The organism is Corynebacterium tuberculostearicum, assembly GCF_032821615.1.
GTDB lineage: Bacteria > Actinomycetota > Actinomycetes > Mycobacteriales > Mycobacteriaceae > Corynebacterium > Corynebacterium tuberculostearicum_H.
The window spans coordinates 95,697-117,715 of sequence record NZ_JAVBIF010000007.1 but is presented as its reverse complement, the minus strand read 5'-3'; the positions used below and the strand labels follow the sequence as shown (position 1 = coordinate 117,715).

Sequence of the window (22,019 nt, the reverse complement as noted above, 5' to 3'; positions counted from 1 at the left end):
TGGCTATGAGCGCTACCAAACTAGATGGCACACTGTACCGCGACGAGATTTTCGCCGACCTCGCCCAGCGCGTGGCCGCACTGAAGGACAATGGGATTACGCCCGGCCTCGCCACAGTTCTTGTGGGCGAGGACCCCGGTTCCCAGTCCTATGTGAAGATGAAGCACCGCGACTGCGAAAAACTCGGCATCAACTCCATCCGCAAGGACTTGCCTGCCGATATCACGCAGGAAGAACTCGAGGCCGTCATCGATGAGCTCAACGCCGATGACGCCTGCACCGGCTACATCGTCCAGCTCCCGTTGCCCAAGCACCTAGACGAAAACGCCATCCTCGAGCGCATCGACCCCGAAAAGGATGCCGACGGCCTGCACCCGGTCAACCTGGGCAAGCTCGTGCTCAACGAGGACGCGCCCCTGCCTTGTACCCCGAACGGCTGCCTGCACCTGCTGCGCCGCTTCGGCGTTGAGCTTGACGGCGCCAAGACCGTGGTCATCGGCCGCGGCGTGACCGTGGGTCGTCCCATCGGCCTGATGCTTACCCGCCGCAGCGAGAACTCCACCGTCACCCTCTGCCACACCGGCACCAAGGACCTGGCCGCCGAGACCCGCGAGGCCGATATCGTCATCGCCGCCGCCGGCCAGCCCCACATGCTCACCGCGGACATGATTAAGGAAGGCGCCGCGCTTCTCGACGTCGGAGTCTCCCGCGTCGACGGCAAGCTCACCGGCGACATCCACCCAGACTGCTGGGACAAGGCCGGATTCGTCTCGCCGAACCCGGGCGGCGTCGGCCCGCTGACCCGTGCCTTCTTGGTGCGGAATATCGTCGAGCGCGCGGAAAAGTTGGCGTGAATCTAGATAACCCGCACGACGCCGGCCTCGCGCCCTCCCCGCTGCCGCCCGCCGCGCAGTGGGCAGCAATCGGCCTCTTCGTGGCCGGCGTGGTCGTCTCCGGCGGCTATGCCGTCTTCGAATACTGGCGCCGGGCCACGTTCCTCCTCGGCCTGGCCTTGCTGTGGCTCACCGTGGTCCGCCTGACGTGTGATTCCAGTCGCGTCGGCGTGCTGGCAGTGCGCTCGCGCCGCTTCGATGCCTGCTTTACCGGCCTGCTCGGCGCCACGATGGCCTTTCTGGCCTTCTCGGTGGACTCGCTCGGCAGCTAGTTGTCCACAGGTTTTTGTAGAGCCATCACCCAACTCGGCCCTAAATGGTGTAGTTCGGGCGGTTATCCACAGGTCACCGCCCGCCACCGCGCGTCGGCATGCGCGGCCGGCTTAGGCTCGGGGCCATGATTTCGAACTACCTGGCTGCCGTGAACTCCCCGATGGTGCTCATCGAGGAGTGCGCTGGGCTGTCGGTAGAAGAGCTCGTCGATAAGGGCTTTAGCGATCGCGAGGCCGCCGAGTTTGCCCGCCTTGCTGATACCTACTTCGGCCGCACCTCCTTTCGCGCCAAGCAGCGTACCGCCCGCCGCACCACGCTGCCGCTCGACGCGCTAAAAATCATCGAGCACTATGCGCAAAAAATGAAAACCCAGCGTGGGGCCTGGGTGCTGCGCGAGGAACTCTGCGCCCTGCGTGTGGCTACCAGCGAGATTGAAAAGCGCGCCCGCCGCCTTGTGCGCGAGGAGCGCACCACCAAGCGCTCTGAGGGCGTGCGTCTTACCCGCCGCCGCGACGACCTGTGGACGCTGACCATTACCGCCGAGTCCGAACTGGTGGCAGAGATTAACAACCATGTCTCCACCGTCGCCGATGCCCGCCGCGTCTTTTCCCAGGGTGCCGCCGTCTCCACAATCACCACCAATGTGGTGCTCACCCTCAATGAGATGGTCAAAGTTACCCATGGCGAGGACGTCACCCTGCAGCTGACCAATGGCGCACAAATCTCCGGTGCGGACCTTGCCCGCCGCGCGCTTGCCGACGTCGGCCTTATCACCCTCATCCACCCCGTCACCGGCCCCGTAAACCTCTATCAATCGCGGCGCCGGGCTACATGGAAGCAACGCCAGATGGCGATGGCGGAAAACCCTGTGTGTCCGTGGCCCGACTGCCATACGCCGGCGGATGAATGCCAGGTCCACCACCTCACCCCGTGGTTGCTCGGTGGGGACACGAATCCCGAGAACCTCACCATGGCCTGCAAGTATCACAACGGGGTCAATGATGATGACCCCAATGCGCCGCCGCGTCGCGGTCGGCTCGAGCGCCGCCCCGGCGAAGGTATCGTCTGGCGCCCGCCCTGGGCCTCACCGCCCGAAGACGGCTGATCCCGTCCCGCCGCGTCAAGCCATAACCCCAGCGCAGCGTGCCGCACGCCTTATCGATGGTGCGCGCTGCGCAGCTTCGGCGATTGCAGATGCAGCGAGCACTTAGATCGAATACTCCGTGGGATCGCCTGCCGCAGAATCGATGCCCGGGTCCGGTTGGGAAAGCGTGAGGAAATTGCGCAAGATGCGATCCATCTGGCGTGACTCGGTAAGAAAAGCGTCGTGGCCTACCGGGGAGACAATCTTCGCCATCGCCAGCAGGTTGCCGAGGTTGCGCGAGAGGTGTTCTTGCTGGTGATACGGGTACAAGATGTCCGTGTCTACGCCGACGACCATCGTTGGCACCTCGGACGAGCCCAGCGCGCGGTTAAGGCCGCCGCGGCCGCGGCCGATATCGTGGCGGTTGAGCGCCTCGGTGAGGGTGACATAGGAACCGGCATCGAAGCGGTCGGCCAGCTTGATGCCCTGATAGTCCAGGTAGGAATTGACGGCAAAGCGCTCATTGCGGCGGCGGTAGGGCCCGAGCGGGTTCTCGCCGGTCTGGGCCTGGACGCCGAAGCGCTCGTCGATTTCCTGCTCGCCGCGATACGTCAGGTGCGCAATGCGACGTGCGGCAGCCAGCCCCTCGCGCGGGCGCTGCGCAGAGGCGTAGTAGTCGCCGCCATGCCAGAAGGAATCCTGCTCGATGGCCGCGATTTGTGCCGACTGGATGCCAATCTGCCAGGCGGAGGCGCGGGCAGATACGGCAATGACGCAGGCCGCATCAACGGCCTCCGGGTGCATCAGCGTCCACTCCAGCGTGCGCGCGCCGCCCATCGAGCCGCCGATGATGGCGTGGACGTGGGTGATGCCGAGCTCGCGGAGCGCGGCGCGCTCGGCCGAGACGAGGTCGCGCACCGAAAGTGCGGGGAAGCGCGAGCCCCAGGCGCGGCCGTCGTCTGGGTGCGGGGAGGCAGGGCCGGTGGAGCCGCCGCAGCCGCCCAGCGAATTGGTGGCGATAACGCACCACTTCGTCGTATCTAGCGCCTTGCCAGGGCCGACCAGATCGGCCCACCACTCGGCCACATTCGAATCACCGGTCAGGGCGTGTTCAACCACAATGACGTTATTGCGGCCGTGGGGATCGCCGAGGAGGTGGCCGAAGCGGTGGTAGGCAATGTGGGCGTCGGCAAGCGTGGCGCCGGCTTCGGTGTGAAAGTCGCCGATGCTAACTAGCTTCATGCCAGCGCGTCAAAGCCCAGCTCGAGGTCCGCGATGATGTCGTCGATATGCTCGATGCCCACGGACAGACGGATGGTGGACTGGGTGATGCCGGCCGCAGCAAGCGCAGGCTCGTCGGACTGGGAGTGCGTGGTGGTTGCCGGGTGCACAGCCAGGGAGCGGGTATCGCCGATATTGGCGAGGTTGGAGTGGAGCTTGAGGGCGTCGATAAACGCCCAGGCTTCCTCGCGGCCGCCGTCGATGTCGAAGGAGAGCACGGAGCCGGTATAGGCGTAGCCGAGCTTTTCCTTGGTGGCCTTATACGGCGAAGAATCCAGGCCGGCGTAGTTGACCTTGGTGACCCTGACGTGGCCTTCTAGGTACTCGGCAACGGCCTGGGCATTGGCATTGTGCTTTTCGACGCGCAGCCCCACCGTCTCGATTCCATTCAGCGTCAGCCAGGCGTTGAAGGGGGAGATTGCGGCACCGGTATCGCGCAGCAGGCCGGCGCGGGCCTTGAGCGCGAAGGCTGGGGCGCCAAGGTCGGCGTACTTCAGGCCGTGGTAGGCCTCATCTGGGGTGACGAAGTAGGGGAAGACGGGCTCGCCGTTGCGGGTGACGGTCCAGTCGAAAGAGCCGCCGTCGATAATCGCGCCGCCGATGGCCGAGCCATTGCCGGTGTAGAACTTGGTGGTGGAGACCACGACGATGTCCGCGCCGAGGTCCAGTGGCCGCGCGAGGGCGGCGGTGGCGATGGTGTTATCCACGATGAGCGGGACCTGGTTGTTGTGGGCGACCTCGGCGATGGCCGGGATATCGAGAACATCGGCCACGGGGTTGCCGAAGGTCTCGCCGTAGAAGCCCTTGGTATTCGGCTGGACGGCATCCTGCCAGGAATGCGGGTCATCCGGGTCCTCGACGAAGGTGACGTCGATGCCTAGGCGCTTGAGTGTGACGGTAAAGAGGGTGGAGGTGCCGCCGTAGAGGCGCGGGGAGGTCACGATGTGGTCGCCGGCCGAGGCAAGGTTCAAAATGGCGGCGGTTTCGGCGGCCTGGCCGGAGGCGAAGGCAACGGCCGCGACGCCGCCCTCGAGGGAAGCGAGGCGCTCTTCCAACGCGTCCTGGGTGGGGTTGGTCAGGCGGGTGTAAATGGGGCCGGCGTCGGAAAGATTGAAGCGGTTGGCCGCGTGCTCGGCGTCGTTAAAGACGTAGGAAGTGGTCTGGTAAATCGGCACGTTGCGGGCGTTGTGGTGCCCGTCGAGGTTTTGGCCCGCGTGTACGGAGCGGGTAGCGAAGGACCAGTTGGAATTGGAGTTATCGTATTTCGTCGTCATGCTTGGCAAGACTAGACCAAGCGGTATGGCTTGCGAACGGGTTTAGTGAAACCCGCTGGCAGGGACGAGAATAAAAATAGACCAAGCGGTCAGTGTGCGCTTGGTCTGGTGGGGTGCCTTGCTTAGCGGTGGCGGTCTTGTTTCTCGAGCTGATCGGCAATGCGGCGGGTGTTTGCGCGAGTTTCGTTGCTATTGCGCACGAGCTTGACCACGATGGCGATGATTCCGGCGAGGATGAGGAACGGAATGAGTATGAGTAGAAATTCAAGCGGACCGAGGGACATTTATCACCTTTCTTTTATGGCCTTTGAGATGACGGTATCACTCGCGTAATGCGGCCGCGACCGCGGTGAGGCTCGTGCGCAGCTCGGAGTCGCTGAGGTGGCCGAAGCCGAGGACGACGCCATCTTCGGCGTCGGCGCCACCCCAATAATCGCGCAGCGGGGTGAGCTTGATGCCGCGGGCGGCGGCGCGAGGAGCAACGGCGGGATCGCACAGAAGGACCGCGTGGAGGCCGCCGTGGATGGGGAGGAGCTGGGCGCCATCGATGGCGCCCAGCGTTTCAGCTACGAGGTTGCGGCGGCGTTTATAGGTGCGGCGCATGCGGCCGGTGTGGCGTCGTAAAGCGCCGCTGGCGAGGTAGTGGGCGAGCGCGGCCTGGGGGATGGCGCCGACGGGTTGGCCGAAGACCTCGCGCACGCGGTCAACGGCCGGGCGCAGGCGCGGTGGGACGACGAGGTAGCCGCAGGCAATGGAGGGGGAGATGACCGAGGAGAAGGTACCCAGCAGCACGGTGTGCTCCGGGGCGAGGGCGGCCAGGGCGGGCAGTGGCTGGCCGACGTAGCGCAGTTCGGAGTCGAAGTCGTCCTCGATGAGGAGGGCGTCGTGTGCGCGGGCCCATTCGACGAGTTCGGCGCGCCGGGCTGCGGGCAGGGAGCCGCCGTAGGGGTATTGGTGGCTGGGGGTGACAATGAGGGCGTCGAGATCGGCCGCGGGGACGGTGACGCCGTCGGGGTCGGTGGGGATTTCCACCAACGTGTGGCCGAGAGCCTGGGGTACGCGGCGCAAGCTGGGATAGCCGGGTGATTCCACTCCCACGCGCAGCTGGCGACCAAGAGCACGCAGGAGCACGGAGAGGCCGTCGCGGGCGCCGGCCGTGATGAGGATGCAGGCTGGGTCGACGTTAAGCCCGCGCATATGGCGCAGGTGCGCGGCGACCTCGCAGGGGAGGTCTCCGGAGGGGTCGACGGCCGCAGCACGCCACGCGGCCCTCCATTCAGGGGTGAGGATTCCCGCGGTGTCGGGCAGTCCGGGCGTCAGCGACACCAGCTCGGGCTCGGCGGCCGGTATGGGGGCCGGCTCCGGGCGCGGGGCGCGGGCGTGGGGGAGCAGCGGGTTGATGACAGTACCGGAGCCAACCTCGGCCGTGAGGTATCCCTCGGCCGTCAGTTGCTCGTAGGCGGTGACTACGCTGCCTCGGGAAACGCCGAGCTGGGCGGCCAAGGTACGGGTGGAGGGAACGCGCTCGCCGGGCCGGAGGACGCCGGCAGCAACCTGGGCGCGGACGGCTGCGGCGATTTGCACGGGTAGCGGCCGCGTGTCGGAGGGATCGAGGCGGAGAGGCATTCCCTCATCATAAGTGGTCTAATCCAACACGCTGAAAATGGCTCTTGTCTTGTACCAATTGTGTGGTCCACTATGTGACCTATGACTAAACAGGTAAATGAACAAGGACGCGCCACTACGCGCGTGAAGCGAGGACTAGCCGATATGTTGAAAGGCGGCGTCATCATGGACGTCGTCACGCCGGAGCAGGCGCGCATTGCGGAGGACGCGGGCGCGTCGGCCGTGATGGCGCTGGAGCGCGTGCCGGCCGATATCCGCGCGCAGGGCGGCGTGGCCCGCATGTCTGACCCAGAGCTTATCGAGGGCATCGTCGAGGCCGTGGACATCCCGGTCATGGCTAAGGCCCGCATCGGCCACTTTGTAGAGGCGCAGATCCTGGGCGAGCTGGGCGTGGACTTCATCGACGAGTCCGAGGTGCTCAGCCCGGCCGATTACGTCAACCACATCAATAAGTGGGACTTCGACGTGCCGTTCGTGTGTGGTGCGACCAACCTGGGTGAGGCCCTGCGCCGCATCACCGAGGGCGCGGCCATGATTCGCTCCAAGGGCGAGGCCGGCACCGGCGACGTCTCCGAGGCCGTGAAGCACCTGCGCACCATTAAGGCCGAGATTGCGCGCCTGCGCCACCTGGACCGAGACGAGCTTTATGTCGCGGCCAAGGAGCTGCAGGCCCCGTATGACTTGGTCGCAGAGGTGGCGGAGACCGGCAAGCTCCCGGTCGTGCTCTTCGTTGCCGGTGGCGTGGCCACGCCTGCCGACGCCGCCCTTGTCCGCCAGATGGGCGCCGAAGGCGTCTTTGTCGGCTCCGGCATCTTCAAGTCCGGCAACCCGTCGGCACGCGCGGAGGCCATCGTGAAGGCTGCCACGCTTTACGACGACCCCGCTGAGCTCGCCAAGCTTTCCCGCGGCCTGGGCGAGGCCATGGTGGGCATCAACGTCAACGACGTGCCTGCACCGCACCGCCTGGCCGAGCGCGGATGGTAGCCACCGTCGGGGTGCTGGCGCTGCAGGGCGGCGTCGAGGAGCACCTGCGCATTTTGGACGGGCTCGGTGTGGCGACTCGCCGGGTGCGGGTGCCGCGCGACTTGGACGGACTCGACGGGCTGGTGATTCCGGGCGGCGAGTCGAGCGTCATCGACAAGCTGGCGCGTAGCTTCGGGCTGGCCGAGCCGCTGCGCGACGCCGCGGCCGCAGGATTGCCGGTGCTCGCGACCTGCGCTGGACTCATCTACTGCGCCCGCGAGCTCGATAACCCCGCGCCGGGGCAGCAAACCCTGGGGCTGCTGGATGCGACCGTGCGCCGCAATGCCTTTGGCAGCCAGCGCTTCTCCGAAGAACGCATTGTGCCAGTTACGATGGGGGAGGACACGCTCGACATCGAGGCGAGCTTTATCCGTGCGCCCATCGTTACCCGCGTGGGCGAGGGCGTCGAGGTCATCGCGACGGTGCCGGGCGAGAACGGCGACGCGGTGGTCGGCGTGCGTCAGGGCCGCGTGACGGCGCTGAGCTTCCACCCAGAAGAAAACGGCGACGCCCGCGTGCATGAAGTATGGTTGGATTCTTGTGCAATTTAACTAGCACGCGACTTGTATTTGGACTGTGCTAAAGACTGAAAGCTGAGCACATTGCGTTCGAAAAGGCTTGCCTTGAGCACGCCGGTGCCGCAATCGTCTGCGTAGATATTCGTTTTCTTTGCTGAGATTTCAACAAGAGGGGCGAAAACGTCGTTGACCCAGTCGAATCTACTCGCTGCGTAGCTTTCGCCGTCGTCCCCAGCGATGCATGCACCTGGACTGCGTGGCGACTATTTGCGATCTCGACGATACCCAGGCCAGCCTTGTTTCCCTCGTACTTAGCTACCTTGGGCTCATTGCTAACCCAGCGGAGAATCTTGATGATGGGTCCGGCAGAGCGAAGGTTTTGCTGTGCAATACTTTGTCTAGCTCAATGCGTAGGGTATCGCCTCTGTCGGGGACGTGGTGGCGATTGAGAGAGATAAATACTCACGCCTAGTGCTGGTGTGGCGGCCTGCGATTATTCGTCCTTCTCGAGCTGGGAGGGCAGGGTTAACGCCGGTAGAGGCAAATACAAGTTATGCCTCTTGGACCTGAGCCTCGCCCGAAACCGTGCCATTCGCCACGCTATGCGCGAGAGTTTTCGGTTACAGAGGCGGGCCTCCTTGGTCATACACTCAGACAATCGGATATGTGACGGCCACGTCGGCCCCTTACGCTACCGAACACACCGAGTCATATCACACGCAAAGTTACGACGAATGCGCTGCGCTACTACGACACATCCAAGTCACGGGTAGAAGCAATGAGGATTCGGTCGAATCCTCTAGTAGTGAGGACAGGTGCTACTACAGCTGGACGGCGTTTTTCATGTGCTCGGTAATATCCGTACCGAACAAATTGCCACGCAGAGATTATGCCCTGAAGGCCTTGTGCGGAATGCTTGAGGGACACGAAGGCGGTTCTGACGCCGGCGCCTCAAACGGCGAGTTCGGCGCGATGGTACTTCAAAACCCATTCGAAGGTGGGAAGGTAATGCCCACCTAAATTTCCGCAAACGGCAGCAACCGGTGGAGTAGAGAGAAGACTGAAACAAATGAATCGGTGGAAGTCATACTTGTCCAACCTAACGACAACGGTGCTCCTGTATGAAAATCCGTACTGGTCTTGAACTGTATTCTGGAGGAGCTAAGAAGTTAACGACCCAGTTTTCTAAAGAGGCGTAGATGGAACTTTTGAACAACACTACTCGGCTGTGGGGCGATGATCTCAAAAATGAGTTGACACCCGGTTCGAAGCTCAGGGTAGCCGCAGCTACGTTTTCAATTTATGCTTTTGAGGCGCTTCAGCAAGAATTGCAGGGCATTGAAGCATTGGAGTTCATCTTCACCTCCGACTCCTTTCTGAAGCAGGCGTCTCATGGCAGGGGAAAGCAGCGTCGTCAGTTCTTCATTCCTGAGCCGAGCTCGCAGTCCAAGATTGCCGGCACCGAGTTTGAGATCAAGCTGCGTAATAAACTTACGCAGAAAGCAATCGCACGGGAGTGCGCGGAATGGATTCGCAACAAAGTTACTTTTCGAGCGCGGGCGACACAGAGCGAAATGCAAAGTTTTGCAGCAGTGGATGACCGTCTTACCTATATTCCGATTGGGGGATTCACTACCACAGACCTGGGCTATGAACATGGATCTGCCGTATCAAACATAGTTACGAAGCAGGATGAATCCAGCGCAACGGAGGCATTCCTGAGTCTCTTCGAACAGACTTGGAATGATCCGGAGCTGCTCAAGGACGTCACCGACGAGATTCTGGACCAGATCGCTACTGTGTACGCAGAGAATTCCCCGGCCAGGATCTACTTCTTCACCTTGTATAACCTCTTTGCCGACTACCTGGAGGACATTAGCGAGGATGTCCTGCCTAATGACAGGACCGGTTACCAGGAGACTAAGATTTGGAAATCGCTCTATAACTTCCAGCGAGATGCTGCGACGGGCATTATTAACAAGCTGGAGACTTTCAATGGCTGCATCCTCGCGGACAGTGTGGGCTTGGGTAAGACCTTTACGGCCTTGGCCGTCATCAAGTATTACGAACTGCGTAACAAGGCAGTGCTGGTGCTGTGCCCGAAGAAGCTGGCCGAAAACTGGACAAATTACAACTCTCGCTACCGCACTAATGAGTTTAAAGAGGACCGTTTCAACTACGACGTCCTGGCCCATACAGACCTTTCTCGTGATAAGGGAACCACCATTGGCGGTATTGATTTATCGTTGCTGGAATGGGGGAACTACGACCTCGTTATCATCGATGAATCTCACAATTTCCGTAACGCGGATTACGCGGAAGAAAAAGAATCCCGCTACCAAAAGCTGCTCAACCGTGTCATCAGGGACGGCGTTAAAACGAAAGTCCTGATGTTGTCCGCCACACCGGTCAACAATCGCTTCAACGACTTGCGAAATCAGTTGCAGCTAGCCTATGAAGGTGATTCTGAGGCTCTTTCGGAGAGCCTCAAGATTACTGGCTCCGTAGAGGATGTGTTCCGCGATGCCCAGCGAGTTTTCAACGAGTGGTCGAAACTGCCCGTTGAGGGGCGTACGACGCAACGCATATTGTCCATGCTGGACTTCGATTTCTTTGAGCTACTCGATTCTGTGACTATTGCACGCTCTCGGCGTCATATTCAGAAGTATTACGACACCTCTGCCATCGGTGCATTTCCAGAGCGAAAGCTGCCGATTTCAATCCGGGAGGATCTGACGGACCTTCCAGGTGCACTAACCTTCAACGAGATCTTTGAACAGCTTCAGGTCCTCAAACTGGCGGTTTATACGCCACTGAACTATGTGTTTGACAGTCGCAAGTCCAAGTATGAGGACCTTTACAACCTCACGTCTGTGGAGGGGAACTCCCAGATCGGTCAGGCCGGCCGTGAACAGGGCCTGCAAAAGCTCATGACGGTCAATCTTCTCAAGCGCTTGGAGAGTTCTATTTATGCCTTCACAAAAACGCTGACGAAGCTGCTTGACTCGGTGGAGGAATTGTTGCGCAAGTTAGCTGGAAGTGGGTCGACACTCAGCGGCTTGCTCGATGAGTTCAAAGCAGACCAGATCGATGAGACAGACCTAGACCTGAGCGATTCCGAGTCTGCAAGCCTTGAATCGCTCCAATTCGGAGAAAAGATCTCCATTGACCTTGAGGATCTCGATATCGAGCGCTGGCAGGCTGACCTATGGCACGACCGCGAGACGCTAAAGGAGCTGCTGGATGAGGTGCGCAGGATAACCCCTGAGCACGATCTGAAGCTCCAAAGGCTCAAAAGGATGCTGCTGGAGAAGGCTAAGGCACCCTTCAATCCTGGCAACAAGAAGTCCTTGGTGTTTTCTGCATTCGCGGATACTGCTGACTATTTGTACCGCGAGCTCAGCCCGGAGTTGTCCGCCGCAGGATTGGAATCAGCGGTCATTACAGGTAGCAACCATGGCGTTGTTAGTTCCTTGGCGAAGGGGCTGAACTTTAACGAGGCTATGACTCTGTTCTCACCGGTCTCGAAAAAACGCGATGAAGCAATGCCCGGCGATGAACGTGAGCTTGACGTCCTTATCGGTACAGACGTCATCAGTGAAGGCCAGAATCTGCAAGACTGTGACTACTTAGTCAATTATGACATTCACTGGAATCCAGTGCGCATCATCCAGCGTTTTGGACGCATTGACCGCATCGGCTCCAAAAACGCAACCATTCAGTTAGTGAACTTCTGGCCGAACCTGACGCTTGACGAGTACATCAATTTGAAGGAACGCGTTGAGAACCGCATGGTTATCGCCGATATTGCAGGTACCGCAGATGACAACGTTCTGCGGCGCGAAAACCCGGATGCGCAATTTCGGCGCGAGCAACTCAAGCGGCTTCAAAATGAAGTAATCGAGCTTGAGGACGTGCGCACCGGAGTCTCGATTACGGACTTGGGACTCAACGATTTCCGCATGGATCTTCTGAGTTACCTCAAGAGCCATGACGATTTACCGAACATGCTCAAGGGACTCCACGCCGTTGTTCCAGCAAACGAAGAACTGGGGTTGGTCCCGGGCGTCATTTTCGTGCTGCGCAATATTAAGGCCGATGAGAAAATCATTTATGGCAATCGCCTGCATCCGTATTACTTGGTTTACGTAGATGAGGCTGGCTCTGTGGTCGCCGATCACAGTGAGGCCAAGCACCTTCTCGATCTCATGCGGGTGGCGTGCCGGGATTTCAGTGATCCGATTGCTCCCGCGGTGGCGACATTCAACGCAGCCACTCGCGACGGAATAGTCATGGAGAAATATTCTGAACTGCTTACTGATGCCATCCGATCGATGATCGAACTCGATGAGGAAAAGGACATTGACAGCCTGTTTAGTGCTGGTCCCACTACGGCTTTGGAACAGAATATTTCTGGAATTGATGACTTTGAGCTCATCGCGTTTGTCGCAGTAGTGGAAGAAGACGGGCAGTAGCAATGTTGGACGTCCTATACGATTGGCCCCCGGCGGCGCGGGTGTCGCTGCGAGTCCCGAAAGAGAAGATCTACCAGCAGACAAAGGTACCGCCTTCGGTCAAAACCTTGTTTGTGGAGCAGGTGGAGCGCATTGAGTGGAGCTACAAGCTGGCTCCCAAATCCACGAACCTTCCTGCAAGTAAGGCCATACCAGAATTTCAGGTGTTCACCGTAGCGCTCAAAGATTATGAGCTGGATTTCAAGGTACTCGCAGCCATCGATGCCGCGGTTTCACAACCTGTGCTGTTTGAAGTTGTCCGTTTGTCAGGGGCTGACACACAGACACAGATGCAGGCCACATTCAAAGTCTATGGGGCTGAATCCGGCAAGCCGCGGTCCTACTTTTGCTCTGAATGGGTGGCCGGGAATATGCCGCGAAGGCAGTTGCCTGTCGCCGTCAGTCTTGACGCTCTTTACACGCAGATTCTGTCCCAGCTCAGTGAAATTCCTATAAGCCCCAGCGAGACGCCGCAGCAATCAGCGGCGCGACTAGCCAAGATCGACGCTCTTTGCGCTGACATCGCCTCCTTGAATCGACGGATAAGATCGGAGACCCAATTCAAGAAGAAGTTTGAGCTCCGTGTTCAGCTAGACGCGAAGAAAAGCGATTTGAAGTCGCTCACTGAGCGTGCCTAAGGCGCTTTTGAACCGCCAAAAGCTAAGGTAGAGGGCATATTTGTCTCCTACTGAAAGGCCATCTTACCGTGGAAAAGATGCGCATGACCTCGCCCGATTTGGTCGAGGGGAACATTGAGAAGCTTGCCGCTCTCTTCCCCCAAATCGTCACCGAGGTAGCCGACGATAACGGCAACGTCACCCGTGCCATTGATTTCGATCTGCTGCGTCAGGAGCTGAGCGATCATCTGGTTGAGGGGCCGCAAGAGAGATTCCGCTTGGAGTGGCCCGGAAAGCGCGCCGCCACCCTGACTGCGAATGCCCCCATCGCGAAGACGCTGCGTCCCGTCCGTGAAGACTCTGTTAACTTTGACACGACCGAGAATCTTTTCATCGAGGGCGATAACCTAGAAGCTCTCAAGCTTCTGCAGGAGTCCTACCTGGGCAAAGTCAAGCTCATCTACATTGATCCTCCGTACAATACCGGCAACGATCTGATTTATGACGATGATTTTTCCCTTACTTTAAACGAATACCTTCAAAAGTCTGAGCAAATTGATGCGGATGGTGCTCGGTTAAGTACTAACCGGGAAAGCAATGGTCGATTTCATTCTGATTGGCTTTCGATGATTTACCCAAGGTTGCGACTTGCTAGGAACCTACTGAAAGAAGATGGAGCGATCTTCGTATCGATTGACGACAATGAGTTTTCAAATATGCGACGTGTAATGGACGAAGTCTTCGGCGCTACCAACTTTTTCGCGGAACTTGTGGTCGTGCGTTCTGAAGGAGGGGGGCTGGCAAAAAGAGTCGTGAAAGGGCATGACTATTTGTTGGTGTACGCACGCAATATCGAGGAATTTAGGGGCTTTTCGCGTGCAAAAGATGTAAGAGGCAAGGTCGTCGAGAAGGAAGGAAAAACCTATTGGATAGAAACCGATTGGTTGAGAAAGGAGTTTGGCAAGTATGGAACTCTTCTGTATAGCGAGATTGAAGCGGTAAAAGGTTCTGACTCGAAAAAAGAAATCGATCATAGGATTGCAAGCGGTGAATATGTATTACTGCCGAAAGGAAATGATCATGTAGTTGGTCGTCTTAGAGACCTTGGGAAGGACAGTTCAAAGTTTCATAGTGTGCTGAAGCATTTGAATAAGAATTCGAGTTCAGATTTGGAGGCTTTAGATTTAAAAGGAGTTTTTGACCATCCAAAGCCCGTTTCTTTAATCGAAGATATTGTCATGGGCGTAACGCGATTCAGTAAAGATGAGCACGACATTATTGTCGACTTTTTTGCGGGATCAGGTACCACTGCCGATGCTGTTTATCGGGTAAATTCTCAGGATAATGGGAATCGCAGATTTCTTTGTGTCCAAATTGATCAACTTTTGGATGGTTCGGGTCAGGACAAGGAAACTATTAAGAATGCGATGGAGCTTACTCGTCAGCTGAACGTTGCTCCGGTTTTATCTGAAGTCACCAAAGAACGCCTTCGTCGCGCCGGTATTGCTGCCCTGGAATCTTTAGAAACCGCGGGTGAGGACAATGGAATCCCAGCGTTTGATTATGGATTCCGGAGCCTGCGTATTGATTCGTCCAACATGTATGATCTGCTTGCGACTCCGGACGAGGTGAGCCAGTCCAACCTGTTTGATTCGGTGAGCAACGTAAAGGCGGACCGCACGGGTGAAGACCTGCTATTCCAGGTGCTGCTTGATTGGGGTCTACCGCTGGACGTGGCGATTGAAGTGGAGTCCATCGAAGGACAGGAGTGCTTCGTCGTTGAAGGCGGGGCGCTTATCGCCTGCTTCGAGCCATCAGTGAATTCGGAAACCGTGCGGGGCATCGCTCAGCGCGAGCCGGTGCGTGCCGTGTTCCGTGACGAAGGGTTTGCTAGTGACGCCGAGCGCATAAATGCTGAGCAGATCTTCAAGGAGTTTGCTCCGTCTGCTGATGTTAAGGTGATCTAGGTTGAAGCTGCAATTTAAGAAACAGCAATACCAGCTAGATGCGGTCAATTCCGTCGCCGATGCGTTTCTCGGGCAGCCACACAATGATGGTACTGCCTATCGTATTGATCCTGGTCTTTGGAAAAACGGACAAATCCGCATGTCCCAGGGGGAAGACATGGGCCTGCGTAATGCGGATATTCTCCTGACGCATCAACAGTTGCTGGAGAACGTGCAGAAGATTCAGCGTCAGGGTGGATTAAAGGAATCGCTGGATCTCAAGGATTCCATCGCGGCGCCGAATGTGCCCAACCTTGACATTGAGATGGAAACCGGAACTGGTAAGACATTCGTCTACATCAAGACGATTATGGAACTTAACCGGCGGTTTGGGTGGTCAAAATTCATCATCGTGGTGCCTTCGATCGCTATCCGCGAGGGCGTGAAGAAGACCTTTGAGGTCACTGCGGACCACTTCAAACAAGAGTACGGGATGAGTCCGCGTGCGTTTGTGTACAACTCCAGCCGGCTGAATGAAATCGAGGCCTTCAGTGAAAACACCGGCGTGCAGGTCATGATCATCAATATTCAGGCCTTCAATTCGACCGGCAAGGATAATCGTCGCATTTACGAGGAACTGGACGAGTTCGGCTCCCGTCGGCCCATCGATGTCATCGCGGCTAACCGTCCCATCGTTATCATTGATGAGCCGCAGAAGATGAGCGCCAAGAAGTCGCTCCAGTCGTTGGCAGAGTTCAAGGCCCTTATGATGCTGCGATACTCCGCCACTCACAAGGACGAACACACTAAGGTCTACCGCCTCGACGCTGTCGACGCTTACAATCAGCAGTTGGTTAAGCGCATCGGTGTGCGTGGTATCACGGTGAAGGGTCTTGCAGGTACAGAGGCATACCTATACGTCGAGAACATTGAGGTGTCGCCCAGCAAGCCGCCATTCGCGCGCGTCGAGATAGAGGTGCAGACCAAGACCGGCATTAAACGCCAGCGAAAACGCTTGTCAAAGGGCGACAATCTCCATGAACTATCTAACGGAATTGAAGCCTACAAGGGGCTCTTCATTGTCGATATAGACGCTACCGCAGATGTCGTACGCCTAAGCAATGGTGATGATGTATTTGCTGGGCAGCTGGCGGACCGCGACGTCACTGAAGAAACCAAGCGGCGCATTCAGATTCGTGAAGTGGTTAAGGCTCACCTAGACAAGGAACGGGAACTCTACCCGAAAGGCATCAAGGTGCTTTCTTTGTTCTTCATCGATGAGGTCGCGAAGTACCGTGACTATTCTCGCGAGGACACAATGGGTGAGTATGCCCGCGTATTCGAAGAGGAATACACCATGGCTCGTGACGCCCTTTTCGATGAGCTGGAGCTTGAACCAGAGTTTAGTAATTACCTCAAATACGTTTCTCGCGATGAGGTGCATTCTGTTCATCAGGGATACTTCTCAGTGGACAAGAAGTCCAAGCAGGCCGTGGACGGCAAGATTTCCAAGCGTGGTGACGATAAGGGGCAGTCAACAGACTCTGATGCATACGATTTGATTCTTCGGGATAAGGAGCGACTGCTAAGTCTAGAAGAACCCGTGCGATTCATTTTCTCCCACTCAGCTTTGCGCGAGGGCTGGGATAACCCCAACGTGTTCACGATGGGCATGCTTAAGAAAAGTGATAACACGGTCTCCCGCCGCCAAGAAATCGGTCGTGGTTTACGCCTGTGCGTTAATCAGGAGGGAGACCGCCAAGACGCTGCCTCAGTGATGGGCCGTGTCCATGATATTAACGTGCTTACCGTGGTCACGGATGAGTCCTATACGGAATTTGTTGACGGTCTGCAAAAAGAAATCGCCGAGTCCCTATCCTTCCGACCGCGCAAAGCTAGTGTCGATTACTTCTCCGGGCAGGCCATCAGTATCGCTGGCGCTGAGAAAACTAAGGTGACCGAAAAGCAAGCAAAGGTGATGTTTAAGTATCTGCTTGTGAATGACTATATCGACGATGACTGGCACGTGACTCAGGCGTTTAAGGAAGCTAGGAGAGAAGGGGGGAATTTAGAGGAACCTCCGGAGTCTATCCTCGAGGTCGAATTCGCTGCCATGCTTCCGCTCGTCGATGCTCTGTATATGAATGTCCCGAAGCCGCGTGATGACCGAAAAGCGAAGCGTTTGCTGCCCAACGCCAACTTGAAGCGTAAAGAGTTTCAAGAACTGTGGAAGCGAATTAACCACAAGGCCGTCTACACAGTGGACTTCGATTCTACGGAGCTTATTGGGAAGGCGATTCGGGCTCTTAATAAGGAGCTTCATGTTGCGTCTATGCAATATGTGGTCGAGTCAGGTACTCAAAACTTCCGCTTGGAACAGGCCGACCTAGACAAGCGGGAGGGGTTTGGTGATCGCATATCCAAGAGCCAATCGGAGTCCGTCACTGCGTCATCCTCAGTGAAGTACGACCTCATCGGTGAGATTGCTGAGAAGACCATGCTGACCCGACGGACGTGCGCAGCAATATTGAAAGGTATTGGGGCTGAGAAGTTTGGTATGTACCGGTTGAATCCGGAGCACTTCATCATGGAAGTGTCGCGGATTGTCAATGAGCAAAAGGCGACCGAGGTTATCGAGCATCTCTCCTACAGCATGCTGGAGAGTGAATTCGATACCACCATTTTTACCGCTAACCAGACCCGTCAGGAGCTCGGGGAGGATGATAAGAAACTTAAGAAGCACATCTACGACTACGCAGTCACGGATTCTCAAACGGAACGGGTGTTCTTAGAAAAGCTCGAGGAACAATCGGAAGTCGTTGTCTATGCCAAGCTGCCCGGTGGGTTCTTTATCCCAACTCCGTTGGGAAACTACAACCCAGACTGGGCAATTGCGTTTACCGAGAATTCTGTCAAGCACGTGTATTTTGTAGCCGAAACCAAGGGCAGCATGTCGAGTCTGCAGCTTAAGGGCGCAGAACTCGGAAAGATCGAGTGCGCGCGCAAGTTCTTCGCCAAGCTCAACTCCGTGGAGCATAACAATGTGCGCTATGACGTGGTTTCCACCTACGACGACCTTCTGACGATGGTGACCGCGTAAATAGGTGTTGCCAGGGGAGCAGGGCTGCCGTCGAGCGCACAGACCTGTGCCTCCGGGTGCAGCTTTGGACTGCCTGATTTCGATTATCAGGTCGGTTGAAACGGTGCACAAAGTAAGAAAAGACCGCGTCGAACTCCTGGGAGGAGACGAGGCGGTCTTTTATTAGGCGCCTAACGCGGAATTAGTTCTTTAGACCGTCGATGATCTCGTTGAACTGAGCAACTGGGCGCATGACAGCAGAGGTCTTCTCGTCATTCGGCCAGTAGTAGCCGCCGAGGTCGGCGGGGTTGCCCTGGGCGTCGACAAGCGCCTGGGCAATCTCGTCTGCCTGGGAGGACAGCTGGGAAGCCACGTCCTTGAAAGCAGCGGCGAGATCGGCATCATCGGTCTGGTTAGCCAGCTCTTCGGCCCAGAAGGTGGCCAGGAAGAAGTGGGAACCGCGGTTGTCGATTTCGCCAGCCTTGCGGGACGGGGACTTGCCCTCATTAAGCAGGCGCTCGGTGGCCTTGTCCAAGGTGGCGGCCAGGACGCCGGCCTTCTCGTTGCCATTGGTCTGCTTCTCGTGGCGGAAGGACTCAGCCAGGGCCAAGAACTCGCCGAGGGAATCCCAGCGCAGGTGGTTTTCTTCCTCTACCTGCTGGACGTGCTTCGGGGCGGAGCCGCCCGCACCGGTCTCGAAGAGGCCGCCGCCAGCCATGAGAGGAACCACAGACAGCATCTTGGCGGAGGTACCCAGCTCGAGGATGGGGAAGAGGTCCGTGTTGTAGTCACGCAGCACGTTGCCGGTAACAGAAATGGTGTCCTCGCCGCGGCGGATGCGCTCGATGGAGGTCTTGGTAGCGGTTACCGGATCCTCGATGGAGATGTCCAGGCCCTCGGTGTCGTGGTCCTTAAGGTACTTCTCCACCAGGGACTTGATATTGCGGTCGTGGCCGCGCTCCGGGTCGAGCCAGAAGATGGTCTTCATGCCGGACAGGCGAGCGCGATTGACGGCGAGCTTGACCCAGTCCTGGATCGGAGCGTCCTTGGTCTGGCAGGCGCGCCAGATATCGCCTTCCTCCACGTCGTGGGAGATGAGGACCTCACCCTGGGAGTTGCGAACCTCAACGGTGCCAGCGGCCGGGATCTTGAAGGTCTTGTTGTGGGAGCCGTACTCCTCGGCCTTCTGCGCCATGAGGCCAACGTTCGGCACGGTGCCCATGGTGGTTGGGTCGAAGGCGCCGTTTTCCTTGCAGTCCTCGATAACGGCCTGGTAGACGCCAGCGTAGGAGGAATCCGGAATGACGGCGAGGGTGTCCTGCTCCTCGTCGTTCTTATTCCACATGTGGCCAGACGTGCGGATCATGGCAGGCATGGAGGCGTCAATAATGACGTCGGAAGGCACGTGCAGGTTGGTGATGCCCTTGTGGGAGTTGACCATGGCGAGGTCGGGGCCGTCGGAAAGCGCGGCGTCGAAAGCAGCCTTGATTTCTTCGCCGTTGTCCAGGTTCTTCAGGCCCTCGTAGATAGCGCCCAGGCCGTTCTCACCGTTGAGGCCGGCAGCCAGCAGCTCCTCGCCGTACTTGTCATATACATCGGCGAAGAAGGCGCGGACGACGTGGCCGAAGAGGATGGGGTCAGAGACCTTCATCATGGTGGCCTTCAGGTGGGTGGAGAAGAGAACGCCCTCTTCCTGAGCGCGCTTGACCTGTGCGAGGAGGAACTCATCTAGGGCCTTTGCGGACATGAAGGTGCCGTCGATGACCTCACCCTTAAGAACAGGAAGCTCCGGCAGCAGGGTCTGCTCGCCATCGGCGGTCTTGAGGACGATGGACAGGGTGTCCTCGTTGTCCAGGATGACGGACTTCTCATTGTGGCGGAAGTCGTTGTCCGCCATGGTGGCAACGTTGGTCTTGGAGTCCTTGGACCACTCGCCCATGCGGTGCGGGTGCTTCTTCACAAAGTTCTTCACGGCTTCCGGGGCGCGGCGGTCGGAGTTGCCCTCGCGCAGCACCGGGTTAACAGCGGAGCCCTTGACGGAGTCATAGCGGGCGGCGATGTCCTTTTCTTCCTCGGTGGAAGGATTATCCGGGTAATCAGGCAGATCGTAACCTGCGGCCTGCAGCTCGGCGATGGCCTTCTTCAGCTGCACCAGGGAAGCAGAAATATTCGGCAGTTTGATGATATTTGCTTCTGGGGTCTTGGCCATCTTGCCCAGCTCCGCTAGGGCGTCTTCGACCTTCTGCTCCTCGGTCAGGCGCTCTGGGAACTGCGCGGCGATGCGGGCGGCCAGCGAGATATCGCGGGTTTCCACGTCGATGCCAGCGGTGGAAGCGAAGGCCTCCACGATGGGCTTGAGGGAGTAGGTCGCCAGCAGCGGCGCCTCATCGGTACGGGTCCACGTAATCTTTGCCATGATTCTCCTAATTAACGTTGGAAAATTGTTCAAATGCCCAGATTACCGATTTTGTGGGCGGCATGTGGGCCAGTTTGCCGAAAGTGATCCCCCATTTGCCGCCCCTTGAAAAGGGTTGCGTGGCCGCTGTCACCCATGCGCGGGAGGGGTGGAGATATTCACGAGCCCCCGCTGCGGGCATGCCACCGGCGCAGACGGGGTGTACCCTCACTCTCCATGAAAATCATCGATGAGCTAAGCCCGCGCAGCGCACACGAACACCGCGTTCGCCGCCGCCCGCTGCCGCTGCAAACGGAGATTACCACCCGCCGCCGCGCCATCGTCATGGTGGCCATGGCCTTGGGCGCGTTTGCCATCGGCACGACGGAGTTCGTGTCCATGGGCCTGCTGCCGCTTATTGCAGATGATTTTGGCGTTTCGGAAGAAAACGCCTCCACACTCATCACCATCTATGCCATGGGCGTGGTGGTCGGTGCCCCGTTGATTGCGGCTTTTACCGGCAAGCTGCCGCGCCGCCGGCTCATCCTGCTGCTCATCGGCTTCCTCGTGGTGGGCAACCTCCTCTCGGTCTTGGCACCGAATTACGCCATCCTCATGATCGCGCGCTTCATCGCGGGCATGCCCCACGGCGCCTATTTCTCCGTGGCTAACCTTTCTGCCGCCTCCATGGCGCCCCCAGGCGGCCGCGGCAAGGCCATGGCTTATGTAGGCATGGGCCTGGCCATCGCCACGGTTATCGGTGTACCGGCCGCCCAAGCCCTCGGCTCCGCGCTGGGTTGGCAGGCGGCCTACCTGGTGGTCGTGGCCTTGGGCATCGTCACCGCCATTGCGTTGTTCTTCCTGATGCCGCACATGACGGAAATGAAGCAGACCGATATCCGCACCGAATTTGGTGCGTTCAAAAACAGTCAGGTGTGGTTCACCGTCATCATGGGCGTGGTCGGCTTCGGCGGCATGTTCTCCGTCTATACCTATATTTCGTGGACCATGACCGAGGTCGCCGGCATGGACCAGAGCCTCATCTGGGTGGTGCTCATGGCCTATGGCATCGGCATGACCATCGGCAATGCCTTTGGCGGCTGGCTGGCTGACCGCAACCTGGAGTTTGGCATTATCTTTGCCTTGGCTTGCCTCATCGTTATCCTGACGGCCTTCTACTTCCTTTCTAGCCATGCCATTCCCGCCACTTTGTGCTTTGGCTGCGTGGCGTTTATGGGCTCCACCTTGGTTCCTTCGCTGCAGCTGCGCTTGGTGCATGTGGCTGGCGACGCCCAGACTTTGGCCGCAGCCCTTAACCAGTCCGCGCTGAACATCGCAAACGCGGCCGGTGCGACCATTGGCGGCGCCGTGGTGGGTGCCGGCTTGGGCTACTCCGCCCCGGCGCTGGCCGGTGCGGCCCTAGCGGCTGCGGGTTGCCTGGTATGGGCTGCGACGATGTGGGATAAAAAGCGCCTTTCTCGCCGCGCCTAGGCTTA

General features: G+C 58.3%; 15 protein-coding genes. 10 read left to right on the top strand and 5 right to left on the bottom strand.

Annotated elements, in window-relative coordinates; genetic code table 11:
• The first annotated feature begins 5 nt into the window (after nt 1-5).
• From RAE09_RS07350 to RAE09_RS07340, 3 genes are all read left to right on the top strand, one after another.
• Nucleotides 6-854 carry a bifunctional methylenetetrahydrofolate dehydrogenase/methenyltetrahydrofolate cyclohydrolase gene (locus RAE09_RS07350; RefSeq protein ID WP_316981337.1) on the top strand — a complete coding sequence of 283 codons (849 nt, stop codon included), beginning with the start codon at nt 6-8 and terminating at the stop codon, nt 852-854.
• Complete coding sequence (locus RAE09_RS07345) at nt 851-1,165, top strand: DUF3017 domain-containing protein (RefSeq protein WP_286688006.1); 315 nt, start codon at nt 851-853, stop codon at nt 1,163-1,165. The genes RAE09_RS07350 and RAE09_RS07345 overlap by 4 nt, the downstream gene beginning before the upstream one ends.
• Before the next feature lie 125 nt (nt 1,166-1,290).
• Complete coding sequence (locus tag RAE09_RS07340) at nt 1,291-2,271, top strand: HNH endonuclease signature motif containing protein (RefSeq protein ID WP_316981336.1); 981 nt, start codon at nt 1,291-1,293, stop codon at nt 2,269-2,271.
• Between the two features lie 102 nt (nt 2,272-2,373).
• Here RAE09_RS07340 and metX read toward each other — a convergent pair whose 3' ends face one another.
• The 4 genes from metX to pdxR form a co-directional block, all read right to left on the bottom strand.
• Nucleotides 2,374-3,492, bottom strand: a complete 1,119-nt coding sequence (metX, locus tag RAE09_RS07335; protein ID WP_316981335.1) for a homoserine O-acetyltransferase MetX — start codon at nt 3,490-3,492, stop codon at nt 2,374-2,376.
• Nucleotides 3,489-4,805: an O-acetylhomoserine/O-acetylserine sulfhydrylase gene (locus tag RAE09_RS07330; RefSeq protein WP_316981334.1), complete on the bottom strand. Its 1,317-nt coding sequence runs from the start codon at nt 4,803-4,805 to the stop codon at nt 3,489-3,491. Before RAE09_RS07330 ends, metX begins: the two co-directional genes overlap by 4 nt.
• A gap of 122 nt (nt 4,806-4,927) precedes the next feature.
• Nucleotides 4,928-5,089, bottom strand: coding sequence for a hypothetical protein (locus tag RAE09_RS07325; RefSeq protein WP_005322637.1), 162 nt, complete (start codon nt 5,087-5,089; stop codon nt 4,928-4,930).
• 37 nt (nt 5,090-5,126) lie between these two features.
• Nucleotides 5,127-6,431, bottom strand: coding sequence for a MocR-like pyridoxine biosynthesis transcription factor PdxR (pdxR, locus tag RAE09_RS07320; RefSeq protein ID WP_316981333.1), 1,305 nt, complete (start codon nt 6,429-6,431; stop codon nt 5,127-5,129).
• A gap of 81 nt (nt 6,432-6,512) precedes the next feature.
• Between pdxR and pdxS the strand changes: the two genes are divergently transcribed.
• The 6 genes from pdxS to RAE09_RS07290 all read left to right on the top strand — a co-directional run bounded on the left by pdxS (nt 6,513) and on the right by RAE09_RS07290 (nt 18,149).
• Nucleotides 6,513-7,415, top strand: coding sequence for a pyridoxal 5'-phosphate synthase lyase subunit PdxS (gene pdxS, locus RAE09_RS07315; protein ID WP_316981332.1), 903 nt, complete (start codon nt 6,513-6,515; stop codon nt 7,413-7,415).
• Complete coding sequence (gene pdxT, locus RAE09_RS07310; protein ID WP_316981331.1) at nt 7,409-8,005, top strand: pyridoxal 5'-phosphate synthase glutaminase subunit PdxT; 597 nt, start codon at nt 7,409-7,411, stop codon at nt 8,003-8,005. Before pdxS ends, pdxT begins: the two co-directional genes overlap by 7 nt.
• A 1,166-nt stretch (nt 8,006-9,171) precedes the next feature.
• Nucleotides 9,172-12,447 (top strand): SNF2-related protein, encoded by a 3,276-nt coding sequence (locus tag RAE09_RS07305; protein ID WP_316981330.1) that lies wholly within the window; start codon nt 9,172-9,174, stop codon nt 12,445-12,447.
• Between the two features lie 2 nt (nt 12,448-12,449).
• The gene (locus RAE09_RS07300; protein WP_316981329.1) at nt 12,450-13,124 is read left to right on the top strand and encodes a DUF4391 domain-containing protein; all 675 of its coding nucleotides are present in this window, start codon (nt 12,450-12,452) and stop codon (nt 13,122-13,124) included.
• A 77-nt stretch (nt 13,125-13,201) separates the two neighbouring features.
• Nucleotides 13,202-15,070 carry a site-specific DNA-methyltransferase gene (locus RAE09_RS07295; protein WP_316981346.1) on the top strand — a complete coding sequence of 623 codons (1,869 nt, stop codon included), beginning with the start codon at nt 13,202-13,204 and terminating at the stop codon, nt 15,068-15,070.
• Nucleotide 15,071: 1 nt separating this feature from the next.
• On the top strand, nt 15,072-18,149 hold the full coding sequence (locus RAE09_RS07290; protein ID WP_316981328.1) for a type III restriction-modification system endonuclease: 3,078 nt from the start codon (nt 15,072-15,074) through the stop codon (nt 18,147-18,149).
• A gap of 181 nt (nt 18,150-18,330) precedes the next feature.
• On the opposite strand, the gene RAE09_RS07285 is transcribed toward RAE09_RS07290, so the two are convergent.
• Nucleotides 18,331-20,544 (bottom strand): NADP-dependent isocitrate dehydrogenase, encoded by a 2,214-nt coding sequence (locus RAE09_RS07285; protein ID WP_316981327.1) that lies wholly within the window; start codon nt 20,542-20,544, stop codon nt 18,331-18,333.
• Nucleotides 20,545-20,760: 216 nt separating this feature from the next.
• Between RAE09_RS07285 and RAE09_RS07280 the strand changes: the two genes are divergently transcribed.
• The gene (locus RAE09_RS07280; protein WP_316981326.1) at nt 20,761-22,014 is read left to right on the top strand and encodes an MFS transporter; all 1,254 of its coding nucleotides are present in this window, start codon (nt 20,761-20,763) and stop codon (nt 22,012-22,014) included.
• Nucleotides 22,015-22,019 lie beyond the last annotated feature (5 nt).

What these genes read in the sequence shown, in the direction of transcription:
- RAE09_RS07350 (WP_316981337.1), top strand. Translation starts at nt 6, where the DNA reads ATGAGCGCTACCAAACTAGATGGCACACTGTACCGCGACGAGATTTTC.
- RAE09_RS07340 (WP_316981336.1), top strand. Translation starts at nt 1,291, where the DNA reads ATGATTTCGAACTACCTGGCTGCCGTGAACTCCCCGATGGTGCTCATC.
- metX (WP_316981335.1), bottom strand. Translation starts at nt 3,492, where the DNA reads ATGAAGCTAGTTAGCATCGGCGACTTTCACACCGAAGCCGGCGCCACG.
- RAE09_RS07330 (WP_316981334.1), bottom strand. Translation starts at nt 4,805, where the DNA reads ATGACGACGAAATACGATAACTCCAATTCCAACTGGTCCTTCGCTACC.
- RAE09_RS07325 (WP_005322637.1), bottom strand. Translation starts at nt 5,089, where the DNA reads ATGTCCCTCGGTCCGCTTGAATTTCTACTCATACTCATTCCGTTCCTC.
- pdxR (WP_316981333.1), bottom strand. Translation starts at nt 6,431, where the DNA reads ATGCCTCTCCGCCTCGATCCCTCCGACACGCGGCCGCTACCCGTGCAA.
- pdxS (WP_316981332.1), top strand. Translation starts at nt 6,513, where the DNA reads ATGACTAAACAGGTAAATGAACAAGGACGCGCCACTACGCGCGTGAAG.
- pdxT (WP_316981331.1), top strand. Translation starts at nt 7,409, where the DNA reads ATGGTAGCCACCGTCGGGGTGCTGGCGCTGCAGGGCGGCGTCGAGGAG.
- RAE09_RS07305 (WP_316981330.1), top strand. Translation starts at nt 9,172, where the DNA reads ATGGAACTTTTGAACAACACTACTCGGCTGTGGGGCGATGATCTCAAA.
- RAE09_RS07300 (WP_316981329.1), top strand. Translation starts at nt 12,450, where the DNA reads ATGTTGGACGTCCTATACGATTGGCCCCCGGCGGCGCGGGTGTCGCTG.
- RAE09_RS07295 (WP_316981346.1), top strand. Translation starts at nt 13,202, where the DNA reads ATGCGCATGACCTCGCCCGATTTGGTCGAGGGGAACATTGAGAAGCTT.
- RAE09_RS07285 (WP_316981327.1), bottom strand. Translation starts at nt 20,544, where the DNA reads ATGGCAAAGATTACGTGGACCCGTACCGATGAGGCGCCGCTGCTGGCG.
- RAE09_RS07280 (WP_316981326.1), top strand. Translation starts at nt 20,761, where the DNA reads ATGAAAATCATCGATGAGCTAAGCCCGCGCAGCGCACACGAACACCGC.